This window comes from Pseudomonas poae (assembly GCF_001439785.1).
In the GTDB taxonomy this organism is placed as follows: Bacteria; Pseudomonadota; Gammaproteobacteria; order Pseudomonadales; family Pseudomonadaceae; genus Aquipseudomonas; species Aquipseudomonas poae.
Map to the genome: position 1 here is coordinate 243,322 of NZ_JYLI01000005.1, position 22,723 is coordinate 266,044.

A 22,723-nucleotide genomic window follows, 5' to 3' on the forward strand; every position below is an offset into this window, starting at 1 on the left:
TTTGCTTCAGATATCAGTGTCAGCTTCTTCAACTTCTTCAACCGGCTCACGGTTGGCTGCAGCCTTCACATCCGGCGCGGCGGTGAGCAGCTTGTCGCGAATCTGCTTCTCAAGTGTGGCCGCGATATCCGGGTTCTCCGCCAGGAACTTGGCCGAGTTGGCCTTGCCTTGGCCGATCTTGCTGCCGTTGTAGGCATACCAGGCACCGGACTTCTCGACGAAACCGTGCAGCACGCCCAGGTCGATCATCTCGCCGTTCAGGTAGATACCCTTGCCGTAGAGAATCTGGAACTCGGCCTGACGGAACGGCGGAGCAACCTTGTTCTTCACGACTTTAACGCGGGTTTCGCTACCTACCACTTCGTCACCTTCTTTCACCGCGCCAGTACGGCGGATATCCAGACGGACCGAAGCGTAGAACTTCAGCGCGTTACCACCGGTGGTGGTTTCCGGGCTGCCGAACATCACGCCGATCTTCATGCGGATCTGGTTGATGAAGATCACCAGGCAGTTGGCGTTCTTGATGTTACCGGTGATTTTACGCAGCGCCTGGGACATCAGACGGGCTTGCAGGCCCACGTGCATGTCACCCATTTCGCCTTCGATTTCAGCCTTGGGTACCAGGGCTGCCACGGAGTCAACCACGATCACATCGATGGCGTTGGAGCGCACCAGCATGTCGGTGATTTCCAGGGCCTGCTCGCCGGTATCCGGCTGGGAAACCAGCAGGTCGTCAACGTTGACGCCCAGCTTGCCGGCGTACTCAGGGTCGAGGGCGTGCTCGGCGTCGACGAACGCGCAGGTGGCGCCCATCTTTTGTGCCTGGGCAATCACCGACAGGGTCAAGGTGGTTTTACCGGAAGATTCAGGACCGTAAATTTCGACGATACGGCCTTTTGGCAGGCCGCCAATGCCGAGCGCGATGTCCAGACCCAGAGAGCCAGTGGAAATAGCCGGGATCGCCTGACGGTCGTGATCGCCCATACGCATTACGGCACCCTTGCCGAATTGACGTTCGATCTGACCCAGGGCCGCAGCCAAGGCTTTCTTCTTGTTGTCGTCCATTAAAGTCCTCACGTAATCAATAAGGCCTGACGGCCAACACCTGTATAAGTAGACAGTATTGTTCCACAAAGATCAGAGATCGCCTACCCCTGATTTTCCATTTCTGCTGCAGCTCGTCGCAACAAGCCCTCCAGCGCGGCCTTTACCGTTTGTCGGCGGACCTCATCACGGTTGCCGGGAAAGTGCGCAAGCTGCGCCGACACCTCATCGCCTACCCCCCACGCCAGCCAGACGGTGCCCACCGGTTTGTCTGGTGAGCCGCCATCCGGCCCCGCCACGCCACTGACCGCCACGGCAAAGCGCGACAGGCTTTTCTCCTGCGCGCCACGCACCATCGCTTCCACCACGTGCTGGCTGACGGCCCCGACGCTGTCGAACAGTTGCTCCGGCACATTCAATTGCCGAGTCTTCTGCCGATTGGAATAGGTGACATAACCCGCCTCGAACCAGGCCGAGCTGCCGGGGATGCGCGTGATGGCCTCGGCAATGCCACCGCCCGTACACGACTCGGCCGTAGTGACATGGGCATTGAGCACCTGCAGACGGCGGCCAAGTTCAGCGGCAAGCTGGGTGATTTCGTTCACGGTCGTCTCCGGGAGTGGGCGGGCGTTTGCCTACCCTACAGGAGCCGTTCAACCATGCAAGTTGCAGAGTGCATCAAGACGCTAACGCACAATCGCTCGCACATAGGCCTGGCAAGCACGCAAGGCGATCAGGGCGTTATCACCGTCGTCGGTGATGCCGATAATTCGCTGAGCATGCGCCGGGTCAAGTCGGGCTCGCGGGGCTGCATGAACCACGCTGCCGGTGGCGGTGGAGGCAGGCACTGCAGCGCAACCGCTGGCGTCGGTGGCGTCGAGAAGGACTGACAACCGCACATCAGCAGTGGCCAGGCGGTCGCGCAGAGCAGTCTGGTTACGTTGGGCATCGCTCAACTCCTGTGCATGTAGTTTGTCGCTGGTGCTGAGCTGTTGCTCAAGGGCCAGGCGTTTATCCTGTTCTGCCTGTTGCCGCCGCAAGGCCGCCTGGCTTTGCTGACTGAGCGCCTGCGCATGACCTGTTGCCTGGTGTTCAAGCTGCGCGCCGTAACGCCAGGCCTGAACTTGCCATACCAGTGCCATGAGCACGCACGCCCCAATCACACGGCCATCCCCTAGAAAACGCATAGCACCACCTTGGCCCGTTCCCAAATCTGCAAGCGATCCTGAAGGCCGTTCAAGCCCCCATTAATGCGACGTGTGATAGTGTTGAACTGGTCTTTATCAGCCAACTGGTTGAGGCCATTGCTTTGCCAGAACCAGGCGGCCGACTCACAGGCCCACTGAGGTTGCTCCAGCAACTGCGGTTGCAGCAGCAGGCGATCATCGCCAAACAATGCCTGGCTGCATGATCGGTAGTTGCGACGTCCCGTGATCTGAATCAACCCTCGTCCACGGTACTTCTGGCCGTCGCCATCCGCCTCGGGGGTGTTGCCTAGACGCACTGCCAAGGCGCCGGTGTCATATTTGCTCAAGTATTGATCGCTGCCCAATTCGCGCACGTAATGCAGTTCACCGGATTCATGACCGATTTGAGCGAGGAAGGCAGCAGCACGTTGGGGAGTGTTGATTTGCCGATTCAGCATTGCCGAGTTAAGTGCGCAGATGAAAACGCCCGCTAAAGAGCGGGCGCGTGGGAAGACTTGCTGGAGTTGTGCGAGCGTCATGAGATGACCTTGCCTCGGGCCGCCGCCCTGGCCGCCAGAATGGCTGCGGGCACGGGCGTATTCTCTTCAAGGAACCGCAAGCTGTACCAGTCGGTTAAAGCCAGATAAGCAAGGGCCTCACGCGAGTCTTGCTGTGCCTGGAGGTCCTGAGGGCTCTGGGTTTTTTCCAGCTTCGAAAGATCAAACATCGCTCAGGCCCTCATCAGGTTTGGCTGGACGGATGGAAACATCAATTGGCTCGACCGGAAAAGGAACGGGGCCGGCCGATACCTGGAGCCTCCCGTTCTGCCACATATAGGCGGGCGCACCTGCGTTGAGAGCCAGCTTCAAGGTCAGCTCGATCTCACCGTTACGACGGCTGACAGGCCCTGCGAACAACTCATTTCCTATCGCGGACATAGGCAGGGTCATCCCGTCAGGGATCAGTGAAAGATCAATCCTTTCATCATTCAGGATCAGTGTTTCCCCCTCGATGAAAGCTTTCGTGGGGATGGCGGGGCCAAGAGGCCGAAAAGGAACGTGGTGAATAATCATGCGTGCCATCTCCCGATTGCCGTTACTGTCACGATATTGTTGAGCGTCCGGTCGGACATAAAGAAGTAGGAACCACCATTGCCGTAGCATCTGGCCGTCAGATCCCAGTCAATCGACGGGTAGATGTTGTGGAACACCGCCACAGGCGTGTCCGCGAAAGCTGCCAACCATGAGACGTTGCGCGTGACGCCGGCGGTGTAGCCGGTAAATCGCTGCTGACAGATTTGCAGGCCGCCGGCAAAGCGGAAATACCAGTTGTCGAGTGCCCCGCCGCGCTCAATGAGCCCGGAATTAATCGGCAAAGCACCCGAAGTGCCAGCGTTGAGCACACCGGAAATCGCATTGCCGTTATGAAGAATACTGCGCCAATTGGGCGCAGCCGCGCCTGGATTGACGCTGAACTGGCGGAAGTGAATACCATCCCCAGACACTGCCATCGACAACTGCGCGCGCCATTGCGGATCATGGCCCCACGCCTGTGACAGAACACTGATTGCGCCAAACCCCGGCACACCATCGGGGTGCTGGTAATAGCTATAGAGGCCGGTATTTGCTTTATTGGGCGAAGCACTTTGCGGCGCCGACAACCCCATCAACTCTCCCGGCGCTGCGCCTTGCGCGGTCCCGATGGCGAAGAGCGAGGTATTGATTTCGGTACGCCACGGGGTCCATTGGCCATCACCTCGTCTCCCTCGTGTAAAAGTCGACTCATCAAGCATGGCTTTCGCGGTTTGCCAAATATAGCCGCCCGAGTTGGCAATCTGCAGGATCTGTACGTAAGGATTAGGCAGATTGACGCCGCCGTTACCGAACTGAAACAAGCCGCTGACGCGCGGTAACTCATTGGCATCGTCAGTGGGTTGTTTCGGAATCGGCTGAGCGCCCCAGCCAGCGTGGCCCGTAATGGGTATGCGACCTGGAGTGAAATCATCGCTGGCGGTGACGATGCTTTGGGTGGCGGCAGTACCGAGTTGGGCCTGCTGGGCGAACAGTTCCTGGGTCATTGCGTTGATCTTGACGCTGGCGCTGCGTGGTGTGTCGCCGCCGACGCCAGTGGGTGCTGCACCAATATTGATTTCCTGTCGTGCCATGTGGACTCTCCATAGTCAATTCAATAAAAAGCCCGCGCGAAGGCGGGCACGGGAAAATGCCAGTCAACTATTCAAAAACTGGCACGATCACCGGAGCCGAATCTGCGATTTCACAATGCAGAGAAACGGCCCCAGCCAACTCATAGGGTTGCCCGTCTTTTTGCAGTTTGACGGTCATGACTTTTCTGGAGTAGGTGACAACTGCCGACACTTCTTTCTCACCCACTCCCATGCTGTAGCCCCACCCACTCCCTTCAGGCGCCAGCGGGATAAGGCCCAACGTACCGCGCACCTCATAGACACCTTGAGCCTTTCGCTTCGAGGTGACTTTCTGATTGCTGAAGGGAACAACCGTGCAAGCGCCCTCGGCCCCGCGTAGTTCAATGACTGCTCTCATTTTCAAATCGCCTTTATCGAGCCATCGGCCTGCTTTGCACAGTTGGCGGTGTTCAAAGTGGTGATGACATTCAGCGCGCCCATGTTCATGCTGGTGGTAGGCGGTGCGATGTCCGACTCCGTGAGCCAGTTCGATGCAAAGGCTGCAGGTACTTCAAGGGTGCCAGTCTGAATTGAGTACATCGCAAACCGAGGCAGGTAGACAACTCCGGGAAATCCGATGTAAATGGACATCAGGCCGGTCTCTGGACGGCGGTACACGCGGACTTTCAAAGCAGGTCCGCCTTGCAAGTTGCCGATGGCCGGGGATGCTGCATTCAACAGCGCAACGCCGGAACTGAAACCGCCCTGGTAGTAGTACCAGGATAGGTCGAGCGTAAACGGCGACGTGTAGCCGTTTATGCAGCCCACACAACGAATCAACGGCGATTCACTCTCGGTATAGGGGATGGCGGTGTGAATGGTCAGCGAGGAAACCAGCGAACCACTGGCCCTCCCCGCCTCCGTGGTGTTTTGTCCAAGCAGGCGCTCACCATCGGCCTGAAAGGCACGCGACTTGAGACCCAGCCGTTGCTGGGTGGAAGCCAGGCCCGGGCCGTCAGTGAGAACTTTTTGCCAGGGTTGCCAAACACCCACAACCTCCACACGAACCCACTTCGAAGCGTCGTTGACGACGAAGTACTCTTGCATTGTGTAGCCGGCACCCGCCTCATTGACGGTCAACCAACCGTTTTGGCCTGTGGGGGTATGCAAGCCGGATATTGAATAATAGGTGCCCGCTTTGCGTACACCATCAAGGTCCGCCTCCGGGAGGGGGTTGTAGGCACCCATGCCAAAGTCGCCCACGCGAACGACTCGGCCTGGAGTATGGTCGTCGGCACTTGTAGTCAATATGCCAGTGGCTGCTGTGCCCAGCGCATCGATTCGGCTGTATAACTCTTGGGTCATCGAGTTGATTTTTAAATTAGCACTGCGGGGAGTATCCCCGCCGATGCCCGCGGGTTTTGTACCTAGGTCAATTTCTTGTCGTGCCATTTTTTCCTTCCGCTAGTAGATCAAAAAACCTTCAGCACTGGTCGCACACATAAAATATCTACAGAGGACTCGCGCTAAAAAATCAGATTTCATGAAATTAAGGTATACCGACGAGCAGCGGCCAATTTACCCTCGGCGCAGCCGTTTTACCGGTCACAATGGATAATTCAATAGTTTCTCTCGATGCATTGGGGAACCCTACAGTCACTGATGACAAATTCATCCCGGACAAAAAGTCCTGTCGAAAAATATTCATTAAAAAATATGAATTCTTACCGTAGGTCCAAGGCAGGTTATACATCCACACTCGAAAGAAAAAGCTCATATCCAGATAGTCATGGGGGACCCAATCCTGGACCCCACCTACAAAACTCATTATCTTGTAATTACTGTCAAACACCACCTGACCGCTTTTATCAAACACCTGCATTCCATAACCATCTGTTGCGGGTGGATGAGCGACACAGGCGCAATACTTTCCAGTGTAAGCGAGACCTACCGTTGGGTAATTGCCGGCAAAGTAAACCGAAAATCCCGTCCATGCTCCAGCAGTGCCCGTATGTACAACCGGAAAATAAACACCCGCGCCATCCGGCGAAATAAATACCAGCGGTGGTCTGGGCGAGTTTATCGGCGCTGTGTACGTCACATAGATCCAACACCCTTCAACATTGGGTGCCGCAGCGGCATAGCTTCCTGATGACATAACATGAAACAGAGAGTTTTCATCGTCGATAATCGTTTGACCATCGTTACCAACACATAATATTCCATAGCTCATTTATAGTGCACCGCCATAATCGAATATTGCTGATTCGCATACTGCGCGGCGAAAGCAGCTGCCCACTGCGCATCCAGCACATCGAATTTCAAACTTGCATTTGGATATGCGCCCATAATGGAGTAGCCCGGCATTATTGTTTGTTCTATGCCATAGGCCTCCACCATAACTACCCCCTTTTGAGGATCAAAATTCGGAAGCGCTACCACTGCGCCATTCGTTGGCAAGCCCTTCCCATGAACAAGGGAAACTGCTCTCATGGTTTTTGAGTCAAGCCCTAAGGTTTTGCCTCCTCGATTATCGTAAAACTGGATACCATGCGTCATGAGTTGAGATCTCCAATTTTTATCCTTAGGTTTCCTTCAGCATCATAAATCTTGTCAACATTTGGTCGAACTTCACGACGCCCCCCTGGCCCGGAACTATTAAGTTCAAATAAACCTGACTTATCCAAAATCCACACTGGTTTCCCATTGACGCCCAGCGCATCAGATTGAATAGTGCTGCCAATTTTGGCGTTGGTGATCGTGCCATTTTGAATAAACGCACTATTGATAAATGTTTCAGCCCCTCTAACCGCGAACGGTGTCGAAGGCTTACCCGGCGTATTTTCGTTATAAATCGCAAACTGATCCGCCGAAATCAGAAACTGACTTTGCACCCCACCTGGACCATTCTCGATGCCCAACCCAATACCGGCAAACTTATAACCCCCCCCCGCAGCAACTTGCATCCGCACTGACCAATTCGCCGCCAACTTCCCATTGGTATCCGCAATCGCCGAGGCATTGGTCTGGATACTCACTGACTGTTGGTTAACTTTGGTCTGTACCGTTTCAATGCTTTGGGCCAGCGTTTTATCCGCAGTGGCCAAGGTCGTTAGTCGCGTATCAATCGATGCCGAGTTGTTATTGACCTTTGCATCCAGCTGCGTAACCCGCTGGGCAATGGCTTCATCCCGGGAAGCTGAAGCGCTGTCTACGTTGGTGATACTGGCCTTGTTCTGACTGACCCTTGCATCCAGTCGCGTAACTCGCTGGGCAAGGGCTTCATCCCGGGAAGCAGAAGCGCTGTCTACGTTGGTAATACTGGCTCGGTTCTGATTGACCCTCACCTCCAACGCATCCGTCTTCATTGCCTGGGCAATATCACCCTCGGCAATCGCCGACATCACCGACCAAGTGCCAGCCATGGAAACGTCATCACCCGCGAATGAGGTTTGCTCATCACCTGCCATCTTCGGGTTGACCTGGGCATACACCCCGTCGGTTTTCTGGGCAGTACTGGTGACCTTGCCGTCCACCGTCTCAATCGCCGTTTTGTTCTGCTGGATCTGCAACGCCAGTGCATTGCTGGTTTGCACCAGGGAGCCAATGTCCAGCCAATAAGCCGCGTTAGCCGGTGGGCTGTTAGCCGGTACTGCCTGGATAGCCTGGTAAAGATGATTTTCCTGGCGTACAAACTCGCCACTGGCATATGTCCGGGCCGCGTCGTACAGCAACGCATCCGTGACTTGATCAACCAGTGCTTGCAGTTCTTTACGGGTATTGTCCAATCGGTCGTTGACCGAACCCGAGCCAGATCCATCAATCAACTCGATACGGTCGAGCAAGTGCTTGCCCAGTTGCGTCTCGCTGATTTGCCCTGCAATCAGATCCAGGATCGGCGACGCATCCGAACTCGCTTGCCCGTTGACGCCCGACCCGCTTGGAAACCACGGCCCAATATTGCCCGTCCGGTCCACCAACCGTGCCCAGAAAAATAACGACGTCCCCGCCGCCAGCCCCATCATGGTCAAATCGGTCTGCGGATAGGCGTAATCCCCCAGCTTGGTTGCCATCGCCAAATCAGCGGTTTTCCCGTACCAGATCTCCGTGCGCTGCAAATCCGCTGTGCTAACACCCTGCGGAATCTGCCATTTCACCTTGATCGCAAATACCAACGATTCTGTCGTCAGCGCTGCCACGGTCGGCGGCAGTGTGGTCTTGCCGTTAAGTACGGTCTCCACGGACTCGCTGTACAGGGAGCCGATATCCAGCGCATTGATCGCCCGCACCTTGGCCACATAACGTCCGGCATAAATGCCGGACACCTCGATAGAACTGCCGCCCGTGCGGCCTGCGTAGACCCATTCACCGTCGTTCTTGCGCCAGTAAGCCTCATAGGCAATGGCATTGGCCGCCCGCTGCCACTCGATGGTCATGACATTGACAGCGCTGCCTTGCTCGACGAAATGGTCGTTGCTGACGGTCACGCCGGTCGGTGCTGCTTGCACGCTCGGCGGGATTACAGTGATCGGCGGGCTGTCGATTTTGGCGCCGTCGTCGATGGCGGCAAATTTGCTCGGTACGTGCTTGACCGCGCTGAGGCTGTATTTGATTTCGTCATCCGAAAAGTCTTCGGAAATCGACAGCACGCGGAACTGTTGCAAAGCCAGGGTCGCGGAGTCGATGGCCCAGATCGATTGGGCCGGCGGGAGTTCGTCGAGCTTGGTTTGCAGCACTACCAACTGCCCATCCGTACCTGCGGCGCTGACGGATTTGACCTTTCGGGACACAGCCTTGCCGTTGGGCATCACCAGGGTGATGGTGTCGCCTGCCGTGGCGGTGACTTCGGCGTCCAGGGTCAGGCTGTCGAGTGTGGCAGCACGCAGGCGCCCGCCAATGCGGCGGCCGGCGCGGTCGTTGTCGGCCACGCGAATGACCTGGCCGGGCCGCGCCAGGGTGCCGTCGAGCCCGACCGAGAAGGTCACGCTTTCGGTTTCCAAACGGTTGGTCAGCAATGCCCATTTGCCGATACGCTGGGCTTGCGCCTGGGACGTGCAACCGGTGGCGCTGATTTCGGTTTGCTGAATGCCGTAGCGCGCGATGCCTTCGGCGTCGTCGACGTACTGCACCTTCTGGCGATAGAAATCCGCCGGGTCATTCCAGCTGACCAGTGCAACGGTATAGCGGGTCTTTTTCGCCGAGCCGCCGTAGATGAACTGGCCACCGATCACGTTGGCGTTGGAGTAGGTGTACACCGGGTCTTCCGGCATATCCGCCACGGCCATCACGGAACCGGCACCCCAATAGGCCATGCCCCGGAAGGTAGTCGCCAGGTCTTGCAGCACCTTCAGTGCATCGGCACGCACCGACAGGTACAGGTTGCAGGTGAAGCGCGGTTCGGTACCGCCCTTGCCGTCGGACACCGGCTGGTCGCAGTACTGGCCGATGCGGTAAAGCTCCCACTTATCCACTTGGCCGGCGTTGAGCAGGTGGCCCAGCCCATAGCGTTGGTGCAATAGCAGGTCGTAGTAGATCCACGCCGGGTTGTCGGTCCAGGCCGATTTGAACGTACCGTCCCATACACCGCTGTAGGTGCGGGTTTGCGGGTCGTAGTTATTTGGCACCTTGATGATGCGCCCGCGCAGTTCGAAGGAGCGCGAGGGGATCGACTGAAATTGAGCGGCATCGAATTGCAGGCCGATCAGCGCCGAGCCCGGGTAGCGCAGCTTGGCGTCAATCACCTCGGTGGACGATTCTACGGTGGTGGTATCGGCAATCGTGCCACTGGTGGAGTTCGGCGTGATACGGCGCACGCGCAAAGTCCAGCCGACTTTCGCAGGTGGCAAGTCGACACGGTGGGAACGTTCGTACTTGGTGGTGGTTTTGCCACTGAACGCGGCGGCCAGCACCTCTGTAAATGCGCCGCCGTCGGTGGACAGGTCGATGGCGTACTGCACGGTATAACCGTTGGTGTCGCCGTTGCTGGTGTTGGTCTGCGACAGCCGCGTCACGGCCAGGCGAACCCGTACCGCCGACAGTTGCAGGTTGGAATAGGACTTGGTCCAGGGCTGATCACTGCGCAGCTCGACGGACACCGGGCTTTCGTTTTCCACCGCCGGGAAGCCAGGTATGTGTGACTGGTCCTGGCTGCCATTGCGGGTGTCGAGGGTCACGCCACTGAAGTTGAGGCTGCCATCGGCGTTGGCCAGCGGGGTCTCGTCAAGAAACACCGAGCGCTTATCGTTTTTCAAACCGACAATCTCGCCTTCGCTGACGAGATCGAGGATACGGGCATAGGCCGTACTTTGCAGGCTGTCTGGCGCCTCCACGGAGGGACGGGGCTTGGACGCGCCGCCTTTGCTGCCAGCGAGAGTGAGGTCAGTCATGGCTTTCCTTCAGGCGAAATAAAGCCCGCACTCGGCGGGCTGGGTGAAAAGGAGGACGGTTAGAGTTGGTCCTGGGCGTAGATGCCGGCACTGATCACAGCACTACCGACGACTAACTCGCCGTAGAGCAGCCCTACCGGATTGCCCTGGGCGTTGGTATTGACCGGGCCATTGAAGCTGTAGCTCGGGCGATTGTTGGGGCTATCCTGGGCGCCAAGCCCTTTGGGGGGAGGTGACAACATCTGCATGACGCCCCCCATCGCCATGGACGCACCGGCCATCATCATCATGCTGGCCGCCGGCCCCGTGAGAAAGCCAAACGGGTTGTAATAGGCCACCGCGATTAATACCGCGCCGATAATGGTCTGTAGCCCGCCGGCCCGCTTGGAGCCGGTCAACACTGGCGCGATACGAATCACGTCCTTGCCAAGAGGCTTTTGAATATCGTCTTCGGCAATGTTGCGTTTGCCGTTGAATACCGCAAAACGCAAACCTTTATCAGCGCTCTGCAGCATGTAACGTTCAAAGCCGGGAAACTGTTTGAAGTAGCCCATCACGTCCTTGAAACCACCCGTGGTGGTCACACGATGCTCTCGACCGAAAAGCCTGGCGAGCGAGCCTGATAGCAGGACGGTTCGCATCGTATTTTGTTCTACTGCCAATCCCATGAGCACTCTCCTGGTCATCTTCGCAACGTTGGCTAGAGTTGGTCCTGCGCATAGATACCCGCGCTGACCACCGCACTGCCCACCGTCAGTTCGCCATACAACAGGCCTACCGGGCCACCCTGGATGCTAGTGTTCACCGGGCCATTGAAGCTGTAGCTGGAGCGATTACCCGGGCGGTCCATGGTGCCCAGGCCCTTGGGCATGGGCGACATCAACTGCGCGACGCCCCCCATGGCCATGGAAATCCCCATGCTCGCGGCAAAGGTCCAGCCAGTGGTGGATGAAGCACCGATCAGGGTGGAGGAACTGCCCGAGGCCAGACCGCCAGAGAAGTACGACGCAGCCACAATCAGCGCCACGCCAATAATGGTTTGCATCGACCCTGCGCGCTTACTGCCCAGCAGTACCGGTGCGATACGGATATCCGCAGCGCCTGGAGGTGCCTTGAGGCGATCCTGGGCAATGTTGTCACGGCCCAGGAAAATCGAATACGTCACGCCCCGGTCCTTGGATTCCATCAGGAAGCGCTCGAACCCCGGCACCAGAATGCACAGCGCATGGATCGCTTCCGAGGCGTTGCTCACCGCCAGTCGATGCACGCGCCCGAAGCTCGCGCCAAGGCTGCCGTAGAGGCGCACCGTCCTGACTTTTTCATGATGCATGGCATCCTCCCGGCGAATGATCCGCCGATGTGGTTAATGTTTGGCCCGCAGGCCGTGTCGCCAGTAGCTCACCGTCACCTCACCCCAGTAGCCGCCGTAGGTATCGCGCTTGCTGTCGCGGCCATACAGGTGGTGCAGGATCGAACCGGGAGCGGGGTAATGTTCGGGTTCACTTTGCAGCACGCCATCGGCCAGGTAGATCGCGGCATGGTTGGGCACTGGCGAGCGGATCTGCATCAGTACGATATCGCCCTGTTGGAGTTGGCTGACCGGCACGAAGCCAGCGGCCGGCAGGTTGTCCAGGTAGAGGTTGCCGCCCTTGTCCCACCAACCGTCTTCACGCTGATAGTCACCCAGCTCGATGCCCAGCTCGCGGCGGTAGTAGTCAAGGATAATGCTCAGGCAGTCATGCACGCCGTGGGCGAAGGCGCGACCGATCAGGGGCGCCTGGTAGCCGTTTGGCGTGCAACTGGCCCATTCACCGGTGCGCACCTGCCCGTCCTCGTCGGTGCGTACTTCAACGATGTGCCAAGGCAACCCGGAGGCTTCGCACGCCACGCGGTCTGCTTCACTGGGTGTCACCGGGCAATCCGGATGGCTGTGCACCACAGCGAGGATTTCGCCGCGTTCTTCCGCGCCGGCATAGTCCTCGGGCGCCAGCCGAAAGTGTTCGCTGGGTGTGCTCGCCGTATTTCGACAAGGCACATACACACGCTTGCGCCCTTCACGAATCAGCAAGCCGCAACACTCATGGGGATACGCGGCCACGGCGTGCCGGGTAATCGCCGCCAGGTTGGTCTTGTTCATGATCAGCTCCGCAACAGTCCGGCTGCCGGGAATGAGCCGTAGGGCAATGGGTTGTTCTCGCCGAAACGCAGCTTGCAGCTGGTCAGCCGCCCACCGCATTTATCCTTGGCAGCGTCGGTGACGATCACGTCATTGGCATCCGCCACCGGGCCGCCGTTATAGCCGCAATAAGGACCGCGGTAACCACCGCAACTGAGCCACCAACACACGTTGGCAACGATCTGGCGACGTGGCAGCTGCACGCCGTTGAAGTCCAGCGCACTGGCCAGTTCGAACTTCACCGTCTCGCTGCTTTCCGCGACTTTGCGCTCGACGTACCAGATGTCCGGCGGCAGTTCCTCTTCAGGGTCGGCTTCGGGTTGGCCGTCGAGGTATTTGGCCAAAGTCCGATGGCGGATCAGTCGCGCGCCTACCAAATCTTCGAAATACAGCACCAGCGCCGTGATGAAACCACCGACGTTACCTACGGCCAGCGTTGGCGTCGGTTGGGCGCCCTGCCCCGACATTTCGAAGCCCTCGGCCTGGATCGGCCAGGGTGAATATTCATGGCCCTGCCAGAAGATCGATGACTCCTGGGGGTAACCGTGAAACCGGTACAACTCGGCGCCCAGGGGGGTGGCATCGAGTTCGAAAAGCTCCACCCAGGCCCCGGGCTCCAGGGTCTGGATATCTGCAGTGATGGACATATGATTCTCCGGGCAAAGAAACCCCGCACTACGGCGGGGTGGAGGCGGCGCTAGGGGTGGAAGGCTTGCTCGAACGTAGCTGTCAGAGAGTAGAGCCCGGCGCCCATGGGCGTTGGCTGGTAGCCCTTGCAGCGATACAACGCAGGCGCTGCAAGTGGTGCGGTCCAGTTGAACGCCTTGGCGCCGGCATGGCGATCAAGGAAAGCGACGATCGCTTTGATGCGCGCTTCGTCACCCACGAACGTCAGTGGCCAGGACTGGGTCTTGTTGTTGATCCCGTCCGCTGCTGTCTGCTGGTAGCCATCGCCAAACTTGGCCGTCTTAAGACGAAACTCGACGCTGCCGACGGGCTCCACCTTAGGCACCCATGTGAAAATTTCTGTGCTCATGTTTTCTCCAGGCCTAAGCCGTTGAGGGTCAGCGGCCGTTGATGGCCGACCAGATTTGCCCGCCCGGTTTGAGGTCGCGGGCGATCTGCTCGGCGGCACCCTGGCGGGCTGAACCGGCATAGGCGCGGGCGACGTTCTGGGTGTTGGCGTCGGTGCCTGAGCCTTGGCCGTCGGCAACGTTGATGGTTTGCTGGATCACCACTTGGTTGCTGCTGGTGTTGCCTGCTTGGCTGCCGCCCAGTGCGCGCACGCCCAGGGAGCCGTCGGAACCACGGCTCAGAGGCATGATGGCTTCGGGGCCGGCTTCGCCGAAAAGGGCCATGGGGGCCAAGGTTGGGCCAGTGGCGACGGAATTGGTGAACGCACCACCGTTGGCAAACTTGAATGTTGAGGGAGGTGAATAATTGAAGTCTGCTGGTGGTTTGAGCGCGTTGGTATAGCCGCCTGGTCCAACTGCGGTGCTGGCGCCTGGCGCTCCAGCACTCGGTGTAAACAAACTCTGCAGTGCTGAACTGGCGATGCCGAACAATGAGCTCAACGCACTCGACCCGGCAGTTTTCGCCGCCATCGTCGCCATGTCCTTGAGGACCGACTTGGCGAACTCGGAGAAGTTGAACTTGCCGGTGGTGACAAACGTCGCAACGGCATCATCCATCTGTTTGAAAGCGCCGGTGAACATGGCTTTCGATTGTTCTGCGGCGGTTCCCGAGCTGCTCAGGTAGTCTTTGAATGCGCTTTGAGCACCTGCGCTCCAATCATCGACCAGCTTGGTCAGTAAGGTGAAATGACCTTGAACCTGCTGTGTCTTATCATCATCCAGGAAGGCAAACCCGGACGAGTCATCACCCGCGCCCGGCACAGGTACATCCCTATACGGCCCACCTGCTGGAAACTTCAGCCCGGCCCGCTCGGTATAACTGGACTGCGAATCCAACGCGCCAACAAAATCATTCTGCGCACCCTGGCTCTGCTTGAGCACTTGTAACAGTTGCGCGTTTTTCTGGATAAATTTTTCTGCCGCATCCGTGGCCGGGTCATAGGCCCTTTGAAAGCCCTTGAACTGGCCGGACGTGACCTGTAGCGCCGCTGCGGCAGAAGCGCTGACCTTTTTACTGGCGACCTCGATCTTCTGCTGCATCTCGCGCATGCTGTTTTCGGTAATCCGTGACGCCTTCGCCAGGGCCTGCTCAAGGCTGCCGAGGTTGAGCGTCAAATTACCCTGGGAAGCAGTTGCCATAGGTTTCTCCGGGTCATGGATAAAACCCGTCGAAACGGGTTTCAAGGAACGTGGCGTCGTCCTTAACGCCACGCGTTCATTGCACGCTCGAGTGACATGCCCCGGCGCAGCTCATGGGGCATGAAATCAATCAGCTCAGCCGTGCCACCGCCCAGCCGGTGGGTCTGCAACGCTATCAATGCGCTGCCCGCCTCCAGCCGCCTACCGGCATGCAGGGAGCCATATCGGTCGATATAGCGCCCCCAAGCCAGGGCTTCGTGATAGGTCATGCGTTCCTTGGCTTCGGCGATCGTGCGGCCGCCCACTCCGTTCAGCACCAGTTCGTGCCAGAACTCATCGGCGACCGTCAGCTCTTTGCACCGCCACCCTGAGTGCCATTGACCTCATTGACTGCATTGAGGATCACAAACCCCAATGAGGGCTCAAGACCAAAGGCATCGTCGTAACACAGGGCTTCATCACCCTCGGCGCCCAGCGACACCGACGCCGCGAGGTAGCTGGCATTGCGGCTCTGTGCAGACTCACCTTGGCTGAAGAGACGCTCGATCACGCCGAATGACTGGCGTCGGATGTGCAACGTGAATGTGTCGGTCACTTCTTTGCCGGTTTGGCTGTCCAGATGCGTCCAGCTAATGTCTTTTTTCACCGGCTGGCTATCGACGATGCCACCCTTGGCTTTCAGTTGTTTGAAGTTCATGGCGTCTCTCAGGTTTTCTTGATCCAGGCGCTGCCGCCGGTGCGTTGGATGGTGACGGTGGTGGTCACGACCGCGTTCAATGCGAAGTTGAACGGAAAGTCCGAGACGTAGCCGTCGAAGGTGAACCAGGTGCGGGTCGCCGGCAGTTCAAAGCCATCACCTTTGGCATTCACCGCTGGCAGCACGTCTTTGCCGTCGGACCAGCCCACTGCCCATTTGACGCCGGTATCGCCCTTGGCCTCCGACAACTGGTGCAGGCGAATATGGCTTGCATTGGTCGGGTCGGCGTTCAGGCCAAGGCTCGCCGTGCCTGGGGTGCGTAGGCCTTTTTTGTAGCTGCGCTCTTCGGCATTGAGGCTGGTGTCTTCAATCTGTTCGGCCGGTGCGCCGCCCGGTTCGAACGAGGTGGCGTGCTCGACTTCCAGCACAGTGTAGGGCCCGGTGCCGGAGACCGGCGGAACGAGGGCAAAAATCTGGGTACCTTGGGTAAGAATCGACATCGAGTGTTCTCCATGAACAATAAAAAACCCGCAAAGGCGGGTTGTGGGGGTGTAACGACTGTGTCGCTGCAAGCGAGGCAGGTCGGGTGAATCAGGTGGCCGGTTTACCATCCAGATAAGGCGGTGCATTCGGGTCCGGTTCACGGTTCTTGATCACGTCGACCATTGCCTGGTTGCTCTGGGCCAACAACCGAATGGCCGCGTTGAGCGCGACCTGGCCATCGGTCTGGGTTTGCAGGGCAGCGATCAAACGGTTGATCGCGGCCAGTTCTTCGTCATTCATAGGCATCGGTTCCTCTATCGATTGCGGTAGGGATTTACACTGGGGGAAATTTCAACGATCGCCCGCGCGCAGCGTTGGCAATCAGGACGCCAAGCCGCTGGCGACAATTGAGCTGCGATATCCCGTCGCCGGGTCACCCACATGGGTCACCTTGGTCATCGACCAGCGCCCCTGCATGTAAGAAGGCCAAGTCTCATCCAGCATCAGTACACCTTCAGCAGCCAGCAGTGGATTGCCCGGGCAATCGATCTGCAATGTCAAACCTTCGCGACCCACTCGACGCAGTTCACCTTCGGCCACGGCGCGTGCCTCTGACTCGTTCTGGTAGCGTTGGCGCAGGTTTTTGAAGGGTGCGACGCCGATTTGAACCATGCGCAGCTTGCCAGCGGGGGCATCCCACCAGGCGACCCGGCTGCCCATGTATTTGGCGCGCGATTTTTCATCAAGCCTGGCGGTGATAAAGGCTTGATCACCGGGGCGATTATCTTGTGTCACGGACAATTTCACTTCGGGCAGCAGCTGACCGGACAGCGTCTTGACCTGTCCCGCTTCAGCCAGAACATAGAGCTCATTAATCGGTTTAGTTACCGCGTTGTAGCGTTGGGCTAGACGAGTGATAAAGGCCATGTCGCTTTCGTTGGACTGGTCGATATGAGCGATCGCAATGCCGTCCAGTGCCGGCGCCACACGCGGTGAAAAGCCGTGCCGGCTGACCAATTGGCGAAATAGCGCACCCAATGTTGTCGGCCCATGACTTTCCGACCTGCGCTGACGATAGCCACTGGCATCCGCCACGCTGAAGGGCGCTGCCGTCGCCACAATCATCAAGCGCATGGGAAACAACACGGGGGTGCGCTGGGTAATGACGAACTCGCCTTTTTCTACCAGCCCGGATTCCTGATAGCCAGCGCGCAGGCCGATCTTGCCACTCAGGCTGGGCAGGCCTTCCAAGCCCTCGATATTGAGCGTCAATTCCAACCGATCGGACTCAATCCCCGCCGCATCAGTATGACTCCAATGCATCAAGCGTTGATTGAGCAGCGCCGCATTCACGCCGTAAAACTCGACGATGGGGGTAAATCCCTGTGCCATGCCGCCTCCTTAATCCCAGGCCAAAACGGGACGCACGGCAGCAGGCCGCGACGTCAGCTCGGGCACAATGACCCACACGCCTGCCGGCAGCACCGGGCCGTACTCGGCAAGCTCGGGGTTCAGACGCCAAAGCGTTTCCTCCGCGCTATCGTCGCAACGGCCCAGCTCTCGGTAGAGCAGCAGGTTGACCGAATCGCCGGCGATGCTTCGCACTCTACGCATTGACGAATTCCTCCAGTTCAAGGGTCCAGGTCATGACCATGGCGGTGCCGTCATCGATCACGTTGCTTTGGGCTTCCGTCACCGAATTGATCCGCCACAGGCCCCAATTACGGCCGATACCGTCGACCAGCGGCAGCGGCGCACGGGCGTTCTGCAAGGCGCGCAGTTCGTCGAGGCGCTGCATGCCCACGGCGTACATTGCGGTACCGCCGAAGGTCAGCTTTTCCAGCTTTTGGCCGTTCTGTCGCGACTGCGGCTTGCTGGCGATAATCGCCAGGTCCTGCCAGCCGCCGTCGCTGGCGCGGGACAGCGTGGAATAGGCGAACCCTCGGGACAGGCCGAAAATAAAGTCGCCGAGCACCATTTGTTGTCGCATCAATCACCTCCTGATGGATCGGCCAGTGCCGCGTTACGTCGGATGCCCAAGGTGTCGGTCACCATCGGCAGGCACTGGAACTGCAAGGCCTGGATCACCTGATTGACCACCTGCTGGGCATCCGCCGGGTTCACGCCGGTGATCTGGATGTTCGGTGAAATCGTGACCTGGACGTTATCCGAGCTGGCGCGGGTGAGTTCCTTGCTCAGTGCAGCGGGCGCGGGCAGACGGTCGCTTGAGCCAAACACTTTGTCCCCGAGCCAGGCGCCCGCTTCACTGCCGAGCAAGCCGCCAATGGCCCCGCCGATGGCGGTACCGACACCCGGGAAGACCAGCGTGCCGAGTGCGGCGCCAGCGGACGCACCGGCCCAGGCGCCACCGGCAGTGCTCAAGCCGGCGCCGACGGCATTGACGTCACCATTGCGCACGCCCTGCACCACATCGATGGCCGTGTCGACATACTTCAACGGGCCCAGGCGCCGGGCAACGCCGGACTCCAGCTTGGCCAACGTGCCGGACAGACCTGCCGCCAGGCCTTTTTCGCTGCTGCGAGCCAACGGCCGGATGGCTGCTGGCGCAACAGGGGCGGCAAACGCGTTGCCGGGAACCTGGGTCGACGGTGGGGTCACACGGGCCGCGTCGAACGGCACTGGGGGTTGGCTCATTGCACTGAGTGCAGGGCCAGGCCTGATCACCGGCGCTGGACGCAATGGTTGGAGCTGCGCGGATTGCTGGGAGCCGGATGTCCGGGGTTGGCGTTGCACCGATTGCCGTGGGCCGGCTGCAAGGGGCTGGCGCGCAACCGGTTGGCCCGGCCTGGGAAGCCTGACGCGCCGTTTCTTGTTAACGGCCGGTTTGTCCTTGTCTTTCCTACGCACCGTATCGCCAACACTCTCGGGCATCTGCGCCGCAGATCCGCCCAACGCATCCGGCGCGCCGAGGGACAGTGGACTGGCGCAGCAACAGTGCGCGTCCTTGCCCTTTTCGCCATCAAAACCGCCGTCCTTGAACAGCTTGCCAATGCCGGGGAGCCTGCCGAGGGTGGCATCGACCACATTGCCTGCAACCCGGCTTTTAATCGTTTCTCCCAAGCCTGAAAGGACTTCGGAAATCATCGGCGTCACCGTGGTCGACACCACGGCCTGAGCCGTTTTGACCGCACTGGCCAAAGCCGGCGAACCTTCAACGGCGCCATTGGCGCTCTCTGTCAGCCCGGTCCTGGCCTTCAACCACAGCGCTTCGCCCCACACCGGTGCGGCATCCAAGGTGGTGGAAAAGCGTTTTTCGCTTGCACTGGACGCTTCACGCAGCACGCTGATCGACTGTTCCGAGCGGGCGGTTTTCTCGAGCGTCAGGTGGCTGCCCGACTGCTGCAGCGCACTGGCCAGATCGATGATCTGCGCGCTGCCCAGCATCAGGGCCTCGCGAGTTTGCCGCTGATCCACAGACGTGCTCGAAGTGGACTCAGACAGCGTTGTTGATTCTGTCCGCTCATCCCTGCGCACAGGCTGCCGATCAAGGGTTCTCAACGATGACAAGACGGTGTCGAGCGAGTCCACACCCTCGCGCAAGGTGCCCAGCGACTGCGCCAATTCATCAAGCTTCAGATTCGCGTTGGTCAGCGCAGCCAGTGTTTCGGACAGCGCAGGCAAGCCCGCCAGTTGGCCTGAACGGTCAGCTGACAGCGCGCCTGGACTGGCAATATCGGCATCATTGGCGCCCTCTGCGCGACCGAAAGCGCCCTGGCCATCCCTGGCCACGGCATAGGCGAGCGAATAGGTATTCTGCATCCCGCTTACTCCTGTTTGACGCCAAGGCGAGTGATCGCGATGTCGTAGCGGCGCAACGCTTTTGCAGCATCCCAATCGAGGATGTCCGCTTCATTGACCGAGTAAACCAGCGGTACCACATCAAGGATCACTTCGATGTCGCGCTGCGAAAGAAGTCCGCCGGTTGATTTAAAAAATCGTCGATGCGCTCCTGCAATTGCGTCCAGTCGGGCACGGTCAAGTCGCCCAGGTCAGGGATCATCAGGCCGGTGCAGTGAGCGGTGATGAACTCGGCGCGCTCTTTGTTGGTGGCGAGTTTTTTCATCACCTTGGTGGCACGCAGGGCGGGCATTTCCAGTGGGAGTTCGGTCAGCGTGCGGCCAGCGGCATTGAGGGGCAGCAGCAACTGGACCGGCTGGTCATGGCGGTTTTCTTCTTGCGCTTGCAGGAAGAACGACGCCGGGCGCGTCGACATTTCATGCACGTATTGCGCAATGCTCACGTAGTCCGGGCGCTTGAGTTGGTCGAGCTCTTTTTCCGACAGGCCGGTGGCAAGTTTCGCCAGTTCGAAAAACTGGTCGTCCTCGTCATCACCGGCCCGGGCCAGCGCGTCTTTCTGCGCGGCGTAGAACAGCGGTTTGAGTTGCACCTGCTCGATCACAGCGCCGGTGTCGGCAGTGATCGGAGACAGCAGGTGGTGCAGCGGCGGCATCCAGGCCATGGGTTATTCCTTGATGAAGGTGGGATAAAAGCACCGCAACCGTGAAGCCGGGCGCGGTCAATGTGGGAGCCGGACTTGCCCGCGATGCAGGCGACTCGAGGTATCTGTTGAACCGAGGTGATGCCATCGCAGGCAAGCCAGCTCCCACATGGACCGTGCGCGTTTCAGGTTGCCGGCGTGCTTAAGGCATCAGCACCGCGCGGCGCGCATCGCCCAGAATATCGACGCCATTGAGCACGAACTTCTGGGTGCGCACGTCGATATCGATCACCGAAATGCCGTTATCCAGACGGTTGTAGGTGCGGCAGGACAGCTCCAGCGTGGTCGTGGCCTTGTCGCCCATTTTCAGCTTGGCTTCGCCCAGGGATTTCAACTTGCCGCCGACGGTGTGGTAGGTGAAATAGGTCTTGCCGTCCTGATCCTGGCCGGCTTCACGCACGTTCAGCAGGATGTCGTCACCCGTGCGTACGCCCAGGGCCAGCATGATTTCGGGGCCGGCACCTTGCAGCACCAGTGTGGCGCCCAGCACCTTGCCGCTCTTGGCCATTTCCTCGGCAATGAAGCGGCCACCGGACATGGCTTCCATCTCGAATTCGATCTTCGGCGGGGTGAATTCCTCAACGGTCGCGGACAACGGCAGGCCTTGAAGGGTGGCCGCAATGGCCTGTCTGACTCGGTTGGTAAACATTAGAGAACGTCCTCCAGGAACTGCTCGATGATTTCATCGCGGGCGTTGAGTTGATAAACCATGTGTTCGTTCGGCGCGTAGCGGCCGTAGTCGATGACGATGAACCAGGTGCCGTTCTTGTACTTCTCGACGCTGTTCAATTCCGGGTGCAGGTACACGCTGCCGCCGGGAATGGTTTCGTCGGCGACCAGGGTTTGCAGCCAGTCGTTGATGCGCTTGACCTCCTGGTCCATGAAGGACTTGGTGAGGTTCTTGGCCATGGCCTTCTGCCCGGCTTTGACCAGCTTGCGGCTGATGGCGTCTTCCAGGCCGACGTAGCTGATGAACTTGCCGGTGAGGGAACGGTTACCCAGCAGCGAGAACCCGCCGAGGATGGTGCGGGCGTAGTAGCTCACGCCATATCGGTTGAGCAGGTCGCCTTCGGTGGAGGTGTCGAGGATGTTGTACTCGACCACGCGGGAAACGTCTTCGGCGAAGGTCACCTGATTGCCCGGGCTTTCCCACTGCTTGACCTTGGCCAGTGCGGCGATGGCCAGGGAGGACGGCGACAGGAACACGTTTTTCTTCGCCGCCTTGGAGTACACAGACGGCATGTTGTGCACCAGCAGGCAGCGGTCGAAGCCCAAGTCTGCACCGCCCAACTCGCCGCTGTAGGTCACTTGGTCGGCCACCGAAGCGTCCTTGCCATCCAGTACCACACGTGCCTTGATGCGCTTGCCGAAGGAGGCAAACTCACCGGCTACGGCTTTGGTGCCAGTAAAACCTGGAGCGCCGATGATGGTCAGGTCTTCAGGGACGCTGCTCAGGGCAGCCAGGCCCAGCTTGCGACCGGTGACCGGGTCGTTGCCGCCGATCACATTGTTGATCGTATCGGCCGGGGTGGCGCCCTCCTCCACGATCACCACGTAGACCGGCACCTTCACCACTTTGAGGATCTGGTACACCGCTTGAAACAGCGTGCCCGATTCAGTGCCAGTGGGGTCCAGCAGCGCCTGGGTGGTGAAGCTGTTGATGCGAAACGGCGCGTTTTTCGGGATCGACCCGTGGGCGTTCGGCGCGGTGCCGACCAGGCCGATCACGTTATCGCCCAGGCCACCCATGGCCTCGGGAGATTCGGTGGCATTGACGGTGATGCCGTTGTGCTCGAAGTTCAAAACCTCAGCCAT

At 59.0% G+C, this 22,723-nt stretch carries 30 protein-coding genes; all 30 read right to left on the minus strand.

All coding sequences use genetic code 11. From position 1 onward, the window contains the following. Positions 1 to 6 precede the first annotated feature (6 nt). On the minus strand, positions 7 to 1,065 hold the full coding sequence (recA, locus tag TU75_RS08355) for a recombinase RecA (protein WP_003231359.1): 1,059 nt from the start codon (positions 1,063 to 1,065) through the stop codon (positions 7 to 9). A gap of 83 nt (positions 1,066 to 1,148) precedes the next feature. Next, positions 1,149 to 1,649 (minus strand): CinA family protein, encoded by a 501-nt coding sequence (locus TU75_RS08360; RefSeq protein WP_003231360.1) that lies wholly within the window; start codon positions 1,647 to 1,649, stop codon positions 1,149 to 1,151. Between the two features lie 81 nt (positions 1,650 to 1,730). Further along, on the minus strand, positions 1,731 to 2,231 hold the full coding sequence (locus TU75_RS08365) for a lysis system i-spanin subunit Rz (RefSeq protein ID WP_060548654.1): 501 nt from the start codon (positions 2,229 to 2,231) through the stop codon (positions 1,731 to 1,733). Further along, positions 2,219 to 2,770, minus strand: coding sequence for a glycoside hydrolase family 19 protein (locus TU75_RS08370; protein WP_060548655.1), 552 nt, complete (start codon positions 2,768 to 2,770; stop codon positions 2,219 to 2,221). Before TU75_RS08370 ends, TU75_RS08365 begins: the two co-directional genes overlap by 13 nt. Beyond that, positions 2,767 to 2,958 (minus strand): hypothetical protein, encoded by a 192-nt coding sequence (locus TU75_RS08375; protein ID WP_060548656.1) that lies wholly within the window; start codon positions 2,956 to 2,958, stop codon positions 2,767 to 2,769. Before TU75_RS08375 ends, TU75_RS08370 begins: the two co-directional genes overlap by 4 nt. Beyond that, positions 2,951 to 3,304, minus strand: coding sequence for a hypothetical protein (locus TU75_RS08380; RefSeq protein ID WP_060548657.1), 354 nt, complete (start codon positions 3,302 to 3,304; stop codon positions 2,951 to 2,953). Before TU75_RS08380 ends, TU75_RS08375 begins: the two co-directional genes overlap by 8 nt. Next, a complete protein-coding gene (locus TU75_RS08385) occupies positions 3,301 to 4,395 on the minus strand; it encodes a hypothetical protein (protein ID WP_060548658.1) in 1,095 nt (364 codons plus the stop codon). Before TU75_RS08385 ends, TU75_RS08380 begins: the two co-directional genes overlap by 4 nt. 67 nt (positions 4,396 to 4,462) lie before the next feature. After that, positions 4,463 to 4,792 (minus strand): hypothetical protein, encoded by a 330-nt coding sequence (locus tag TU75_RS08390; protein WP_060548659.1) that lies wholly within the window; start codon positions 4,790 to 4,792, stop codon positions 4,463 to 4,465. A gap of 2 nt (positions 4,793 to 4,794) precedes the next feature. Further along, positions 4,795 to 5,826, minus strand: coding sequence for a pyocin knob domain-containing protein (locus tag TU75_RS08395; RefSeq protein ID WP_060548660.1), 1,032 nt, complete (start codon positions 5,824 to 5,826; stop codon positions 4,795 to 4,797). A gap of 97 nt (positions 5,827 to 5,923) precedes the next feature. Continuing rightward, a complete protein-coding gene (locus TU75_RS27310) occupies positions 5,924 to 6,607 on the minus strand; it encodes a hypothetical protein (protein ID WP_141719128.1) in 684 nt (227 codons plus the stop codon). Then, positions 6,604 to 6,933, minus strand: coding sequence for a hypothetical protein (locus TU75_RS08405; RefSeq protein WP_060548662.1), 330 nt, complete (start codon positions 6,931 to 6,933; stop codon positions 6,604 to 6,606). Before TU75_RS08405 ends, TU75_RS27310 begins: the two co-directional genes overlap by 4 nt. Further along, the gene (locus TU75_RS08410) at positions 6,930 to 10,760 is read right to left on the minus strand and encodes a TipJ family phage tail tip protein (protein WP_060548663.1); all 3,831 of its coding nucleotides are present in this window, start codon (positions 10,758 to 10,760) and stop codon (positions 6,930 to 6,932) included. The genes TU75_RS08405 and TU75_RS08410 overlap by 4 nt, the downstream gene beginning before the upstream one ends. 59 nt (positions 10,761 to 10,819) lie before the next feature. Continuing rightward, on the minus strand, positions 10,820 to 11,428 hold the full coding sequence (locus TU75_RS08415; protein WP_060548664.1) for a tail assembly protein: 609 nt from the start codon (positions 11,426 to 11,428) through the stop codon (positions 10,820 to 10,822). Positions 11,429 to 11,460: 32 nt separating this feature from the next. Beyond that, on the minus strand, positions 11,461 to 12,090 hold the full coding sequence (locus TU75_RS08420) for a tail assembly protein (protein ID WP_060548665.1): 630 nt from the start codon (positions 12,088 to 12,090) through the stop codon (positions 11,461 to 11,463). A gap of 33 nt (positions 12,091 to 12,123) precedes the next feature. After that, on the minus strand, positions 12,124 to 12,897 hold the full coding sequence (locus TU75_RS08425; RefSeq protein WP_060548666.1) for a C40 family peptidase: 774 nt from the start codon (positions 12,895 to 12,897) through the stop codon (positions 12,124 to 12,126). A gap of 2 nt (positions 12,898 to 12,899) precedes the next feature. Beyond that, positions 12,900 to 13,583, minus strand: coding sequence for a phage minor tail protein L (locus tag TU75_RS08430; protein WP_060548667.1), 684 nt, complete (start codon positions 13,581 to 13,583; stop codon positions 12,900 to 12,902). A gap of 50 nt (positions 13,584 to 13,633) precedes the next feature. Next, complete coding sequence (locus tag TU75_RS08435) at positions 13,634 to 13,972, minus strand: phage tail protein (protein WP_060548668.1); 339 nt, start codon at positions 13,970 to 13,972, stop codon at positions 13,634 to 13,636. A 28-nt stretch (positions 13,973 to 14,000) separates the two neighbouring features. After that, entirely contained in the window at positions 14,001 to 15,119 is a 1,119-nt protein-coding gene (locus TU75_RS08440; RefSeq protein ID WP_248844503.1) for a phage tail tape measure C-terminal domain-containing protein, read from the minus strand. 152 nt (positions 15,120 to 15,271) lie between these two features. After that, positions 15,272 to 15,526, minus strand: coding sequence for a hypothetical protein (locus TU75_RS08445; protein WP_060548670.1), 255 nt, complete (start codon positions 15,524 to 15,526; stop codon positions 15,272 to 15,274). Positions 15,527 to 15,555: 29 nt separating this feature from the next. Further along, positions 15,556 to 15,906, minus strand: a complete 351-nt coding sequence (locus TU75_RS08450; protein ID WP_060548671.1) for a phage tail assembly chaperone family protein, TAC — start codon at positions 15,904 to 15,906, stop codon at positions 15,556 to 15,558. Between the two features lie 8 nt (positions 15,907 to 15,914). Beyond that, complete coding sequence (locus TU75_RS08455; protein WP_060548672.1) at positions 15,915 to 16,406, minus strand: phage tail tube protein; 492 nt, start codon at positions 16,404 to 16,406, stop codon at positions 15,915 to 15,917. Positions 16,407 to 16,497: 91 nt separating this feature from the next. Further along, on the minus strand, positions 16,498 to 16,689 hold the full coding sequence (locus TU75_RS08460; protein WP_060548673.1) for a hypothetical protein: 192 nt from the start codon (positions 16,687 to 16,689) through the stop codon (positions 16,498 to 16,500). Between the two features lie 81 nt (positions 16,690 to 16,770). Further along, positions 16,771 to 17,781, minus strand: a complete 1,011-nt coding sequence (locus TU75_RS08465) for a contractile injection system protein, VgrG/Pvc8 family (protein WP_060548674.1) — start codon at positions 17,779 to 17,781, stop codon at positions 16,771 to 16,773. 9 nt (positions 17,782 to 17,790) lie between these two features. Further along, positions 17,791 to 18,003, minus strand: coding sequence for a tail protein X (locus TU75_RS08470; protein WP_003231365.1), 213 nt, complete (start codon positions 18,001 to 18,003; stop codon positions 17,791 to 17,793). Beyond that, complete coding sequence (locus TU75_RS08475; RefSeq protein ID WP_003231366.1) at positions 17,996 to 18,379, minus strand: phage tail protein; 384 nt, start codon at positions 18,377 to 18,379, stop codon at positions 17,996 to 17,998. The genes TU75_RS08470 and TU75_RS08475 overlap by 8 nt, the downstream gene beginning before the upstream one ends. Beyond that, the gene (locus TU75_RS08480; RefSeq protein ID WP_060548675.1) at positions 18,379 to 20,169 is read right to left on the minus strand and encodes a hypothetical protein; all 1,791 of its coding nucleotides are present in this window, start codon (positions 20,167 to 20,169) and stop codon (positions 18,379 to 18,381) included. The genes TU75_RS08475 and TU75_RS08480 overlap by 1 nt, the downstream gene beginning before the upstream one ends. A 5-nt stretch (positions 20,170 to 20,174) precedes the next feature. Beyond that, positions 20,175 to 20,300 carry a hypothetical protein gene (locus TU75_RS28300; RefSeq protein WP_015371366.1) on the minus strand — a complete coding sequence of 42 codons (126 nt, stop codon included), beginning with the start codon at positions 20,298 to 20,300 and terminating at the stop codon, positions 20,175 to 20,177. Beyond that, positions 20,297 to 20,869 (minus strand): phage tail assembly protein, encoded by a 573-nt coding sequence (locus tag TU75_RS08485; protein WP_015371365.1) that lies wholly within the window; start codon positions 20,867 to 20,869, stop codon positions 20,297 to 20,299. Before TU75_RS08485 ends, TU75_RS28300 begins: the two co-directional genes overlap by 4 nt. 181 nt (positions 20,870 to 21,050) lie before the next feature. Next, the gene (locus TU75_RS08490) at positions 21,051 to 21,557 is read right to left on the minus strand and encodes a phage major tail tube protein (protein WP_060548676.1); all 507 of its coding nucleotides are present in this window, start codon (positions 21,555 to 21,557) and stop codon (positions 21,051 to 21,053) included. Beyond that, entirely contained in the window at positions 21,557 to 22,723 is a 1,167-nt protein-coding gene (locus TU75_RS08495) for a phage tail sheath protein (protein WP_060548677.1), read from the minus strand. Before TU75_RS08495 ends, TU75_RS08490 begins: the two co-directional genes overlap by 1 nt.

Bases quoted from the DNA above. Each gene is read 5' to 3' on its own strand.
- recA (WP_003231359.1), bottom strand. From the start codon at position 1,065: ATGGACGACAACAAGAAGAAAGCCTTGGCTGCGGCCCTGGGTCAGATC.
- TU75_RS08365 (WP_060548654.1), bottom strand. From the start codon at position 2,231: ATGCGTTTTCTAGGGGATGGCCGTGTGATTGGGGCGTGCGTGCTCATG.
- TU75_RS08370 (WP_060548655.1), bottom strand. From the start codon at position 2,770: ATGACGCTCGCACAACTCCAGCAAGTCTTCCCACGCGCCCGCTCTTTA.
- TU75_RS08375 (WP_060548656.1), bottom strand. From the start codon at position 2,958: ATGTTTGATCTTTCGAAGCTGGAAAAAACCCAGAGCCCTCAGGACCTC.
- TU75_RS08380 (WP_060548657.1), bottom strand. From the start codon at position 3,304: ATGATTATTCACCACGTTCCTTTTCGGCCTCTTGGCCCCGCCATCCCC.
- TU75_RS08385 (WP_060548658.1), bottom strand. From the start codon at position 4,395: ATGGCACGACAGGAAATCAATATTGGTGCAGCACCCACTGGCGTCGGC.
- TU75_RS08390 (WP_060548659.1), bottom strand. From the start codon at position 4,792: ATGAGAGCAGTCATTGAACTACGCGGGGCCGAGGGCGCTTGCACGGTT.
- TU75_RS08395 (WP_060548660.1), bottom strand. From the start codon at position 5,826: ATGGCACGACAAGAAATTGACCTAGGTACAAAACCCGCGGGCATCGGC.
- TU75_RS27310 (WP_141719128.1), bottom strand. From the start codon at position 6,607: ATGAGCTATGGAATATTATGTGTTGGTAACGATGGTCAAACGATTATC.
- TU75_RS08405 (WP_060548662.1), bottom strand. From the start codon at position 6,933: ATGACGCATGGTATCCAGTTTTACGATAATCGAGGAGGCAAAACCTTA.
- TU75_RS08410 (WP_060548663.1), bottom strand. From the start codon at position 10,760: ATGACTGACCTCACTCTCGCTGGCAGCAAAGGCGGCGCGTCCAAGCCC.
- TU75_RS08415 (WP_060548664.1), bottom strand. From the start codon at position 11,428: ATGGGATTGGCAGTAGAACAAAATACGATGCGAACCGTCCTGCTATCA.
- TU75_RS08420 (WP_060548665.1), bottom strand. From the start codon at position 12,090: ATGCATCATGAAAAAGTCAGGACGGTGCGCCTCTACGGCAGCCTTGGC.
- TU75_RS08425 (WP_060548666.1), bottom strand. From the start codon at position 12,897: ATGAACAAGACCAACCTGGCGGCGATTACCCGGCACGCCGTGGCCGCG.
- TU75_RS08430 (WP_060548667.1), bottom strand. From the start codon at position 13,583: ATGTCCATCACTGCAGATATCCAGACCCTGGAGCCCGGGGCCTGGGTG.
- TU75_RS08435 (WP_060548668.1), bottom strand. From the start codon at position 13,972: ATGAGCACAGAAATTTTCACATGGGTGCCTAAGGTGGAGCCCGTCGGC.
- TU75_RS08440 (WP_248844503.1), bottom strand. From the start codon at position 15,119: ATGCGCGAGATGCAGCAGAAGATCGAGGTCGCCAGTAAAAAGGTCAGC.
- TU75_RS08450 (WP_060548671.1), bottom strand. From the start codon at position 15,906: ATGAACTTCAAACAACTGAAAGCCAAGGGTGGCATCGTCGATAGCCAG.
- TU75_RS08455 (WP_060548672.1), bottom strand. From the start codon at position 16,406: ATGTCGATTCTTACCCAAGGTACCCAGATTTTTGCCCTCGTTCCGCCG.
- TU75_RS08460 (WP_060548673.1), bottom strand. From the start codon at position 16,689: ATGAATGACGAAGAACTGGCCGCGATCAACCGTTTGATCGCTGCCCTG.
- TU75_RS08465 (WP_060548674.1), bottom strand. From the start codon at position 17,781: ATGGCACAGGGATTTACCCCCATCGTCGAGTTTTACGGCGTGAATGCG.
- TU75_RS08470 (WP_003231365.1), bottom strand. From the start codon at position 18,003: ATGCGTAGAGTGCGAAGCATCGCCGGCGATTCGGTCAACCTGCTGCTC.
- TU75_RS08475 (WP_003231366.1), bottom strand. From the start codon at position 18,379: ATGCGACAACAAATGGTGCTCGGCGACTTTATTTTCGGCCTGTCCCGA.
- TU75_RS08480 (WP_060548675.1), bottom strand. From the start codon at position 20,169: ATGCAGAATACCTATTCGCTCGCCTATGCCGTGGCCAGGGATGGCCAG.
- TU75_RS08485 (WP_015371365.1), bottom strand. From the start codon at position 20,869: ATGGCCTGGATGCCGCCGCTGCACCACCTGCTGTCTCCGATCACTGCC.
- TU75_RS08490 (WP_060548676.1), bottom strand. From the start codon at position 21,557: ATGTTTACCAACCGAGTCAGACAGGCCATTGCGGCCACCCTTCAAGGC.
- TU75_RS08495 (WP_060548677.1), bottom strand. From the start codon at position 22,723: ATGGCTGAGGTTTTGAACTTCGAGCACAACGGCATCACCGTCAATGCC.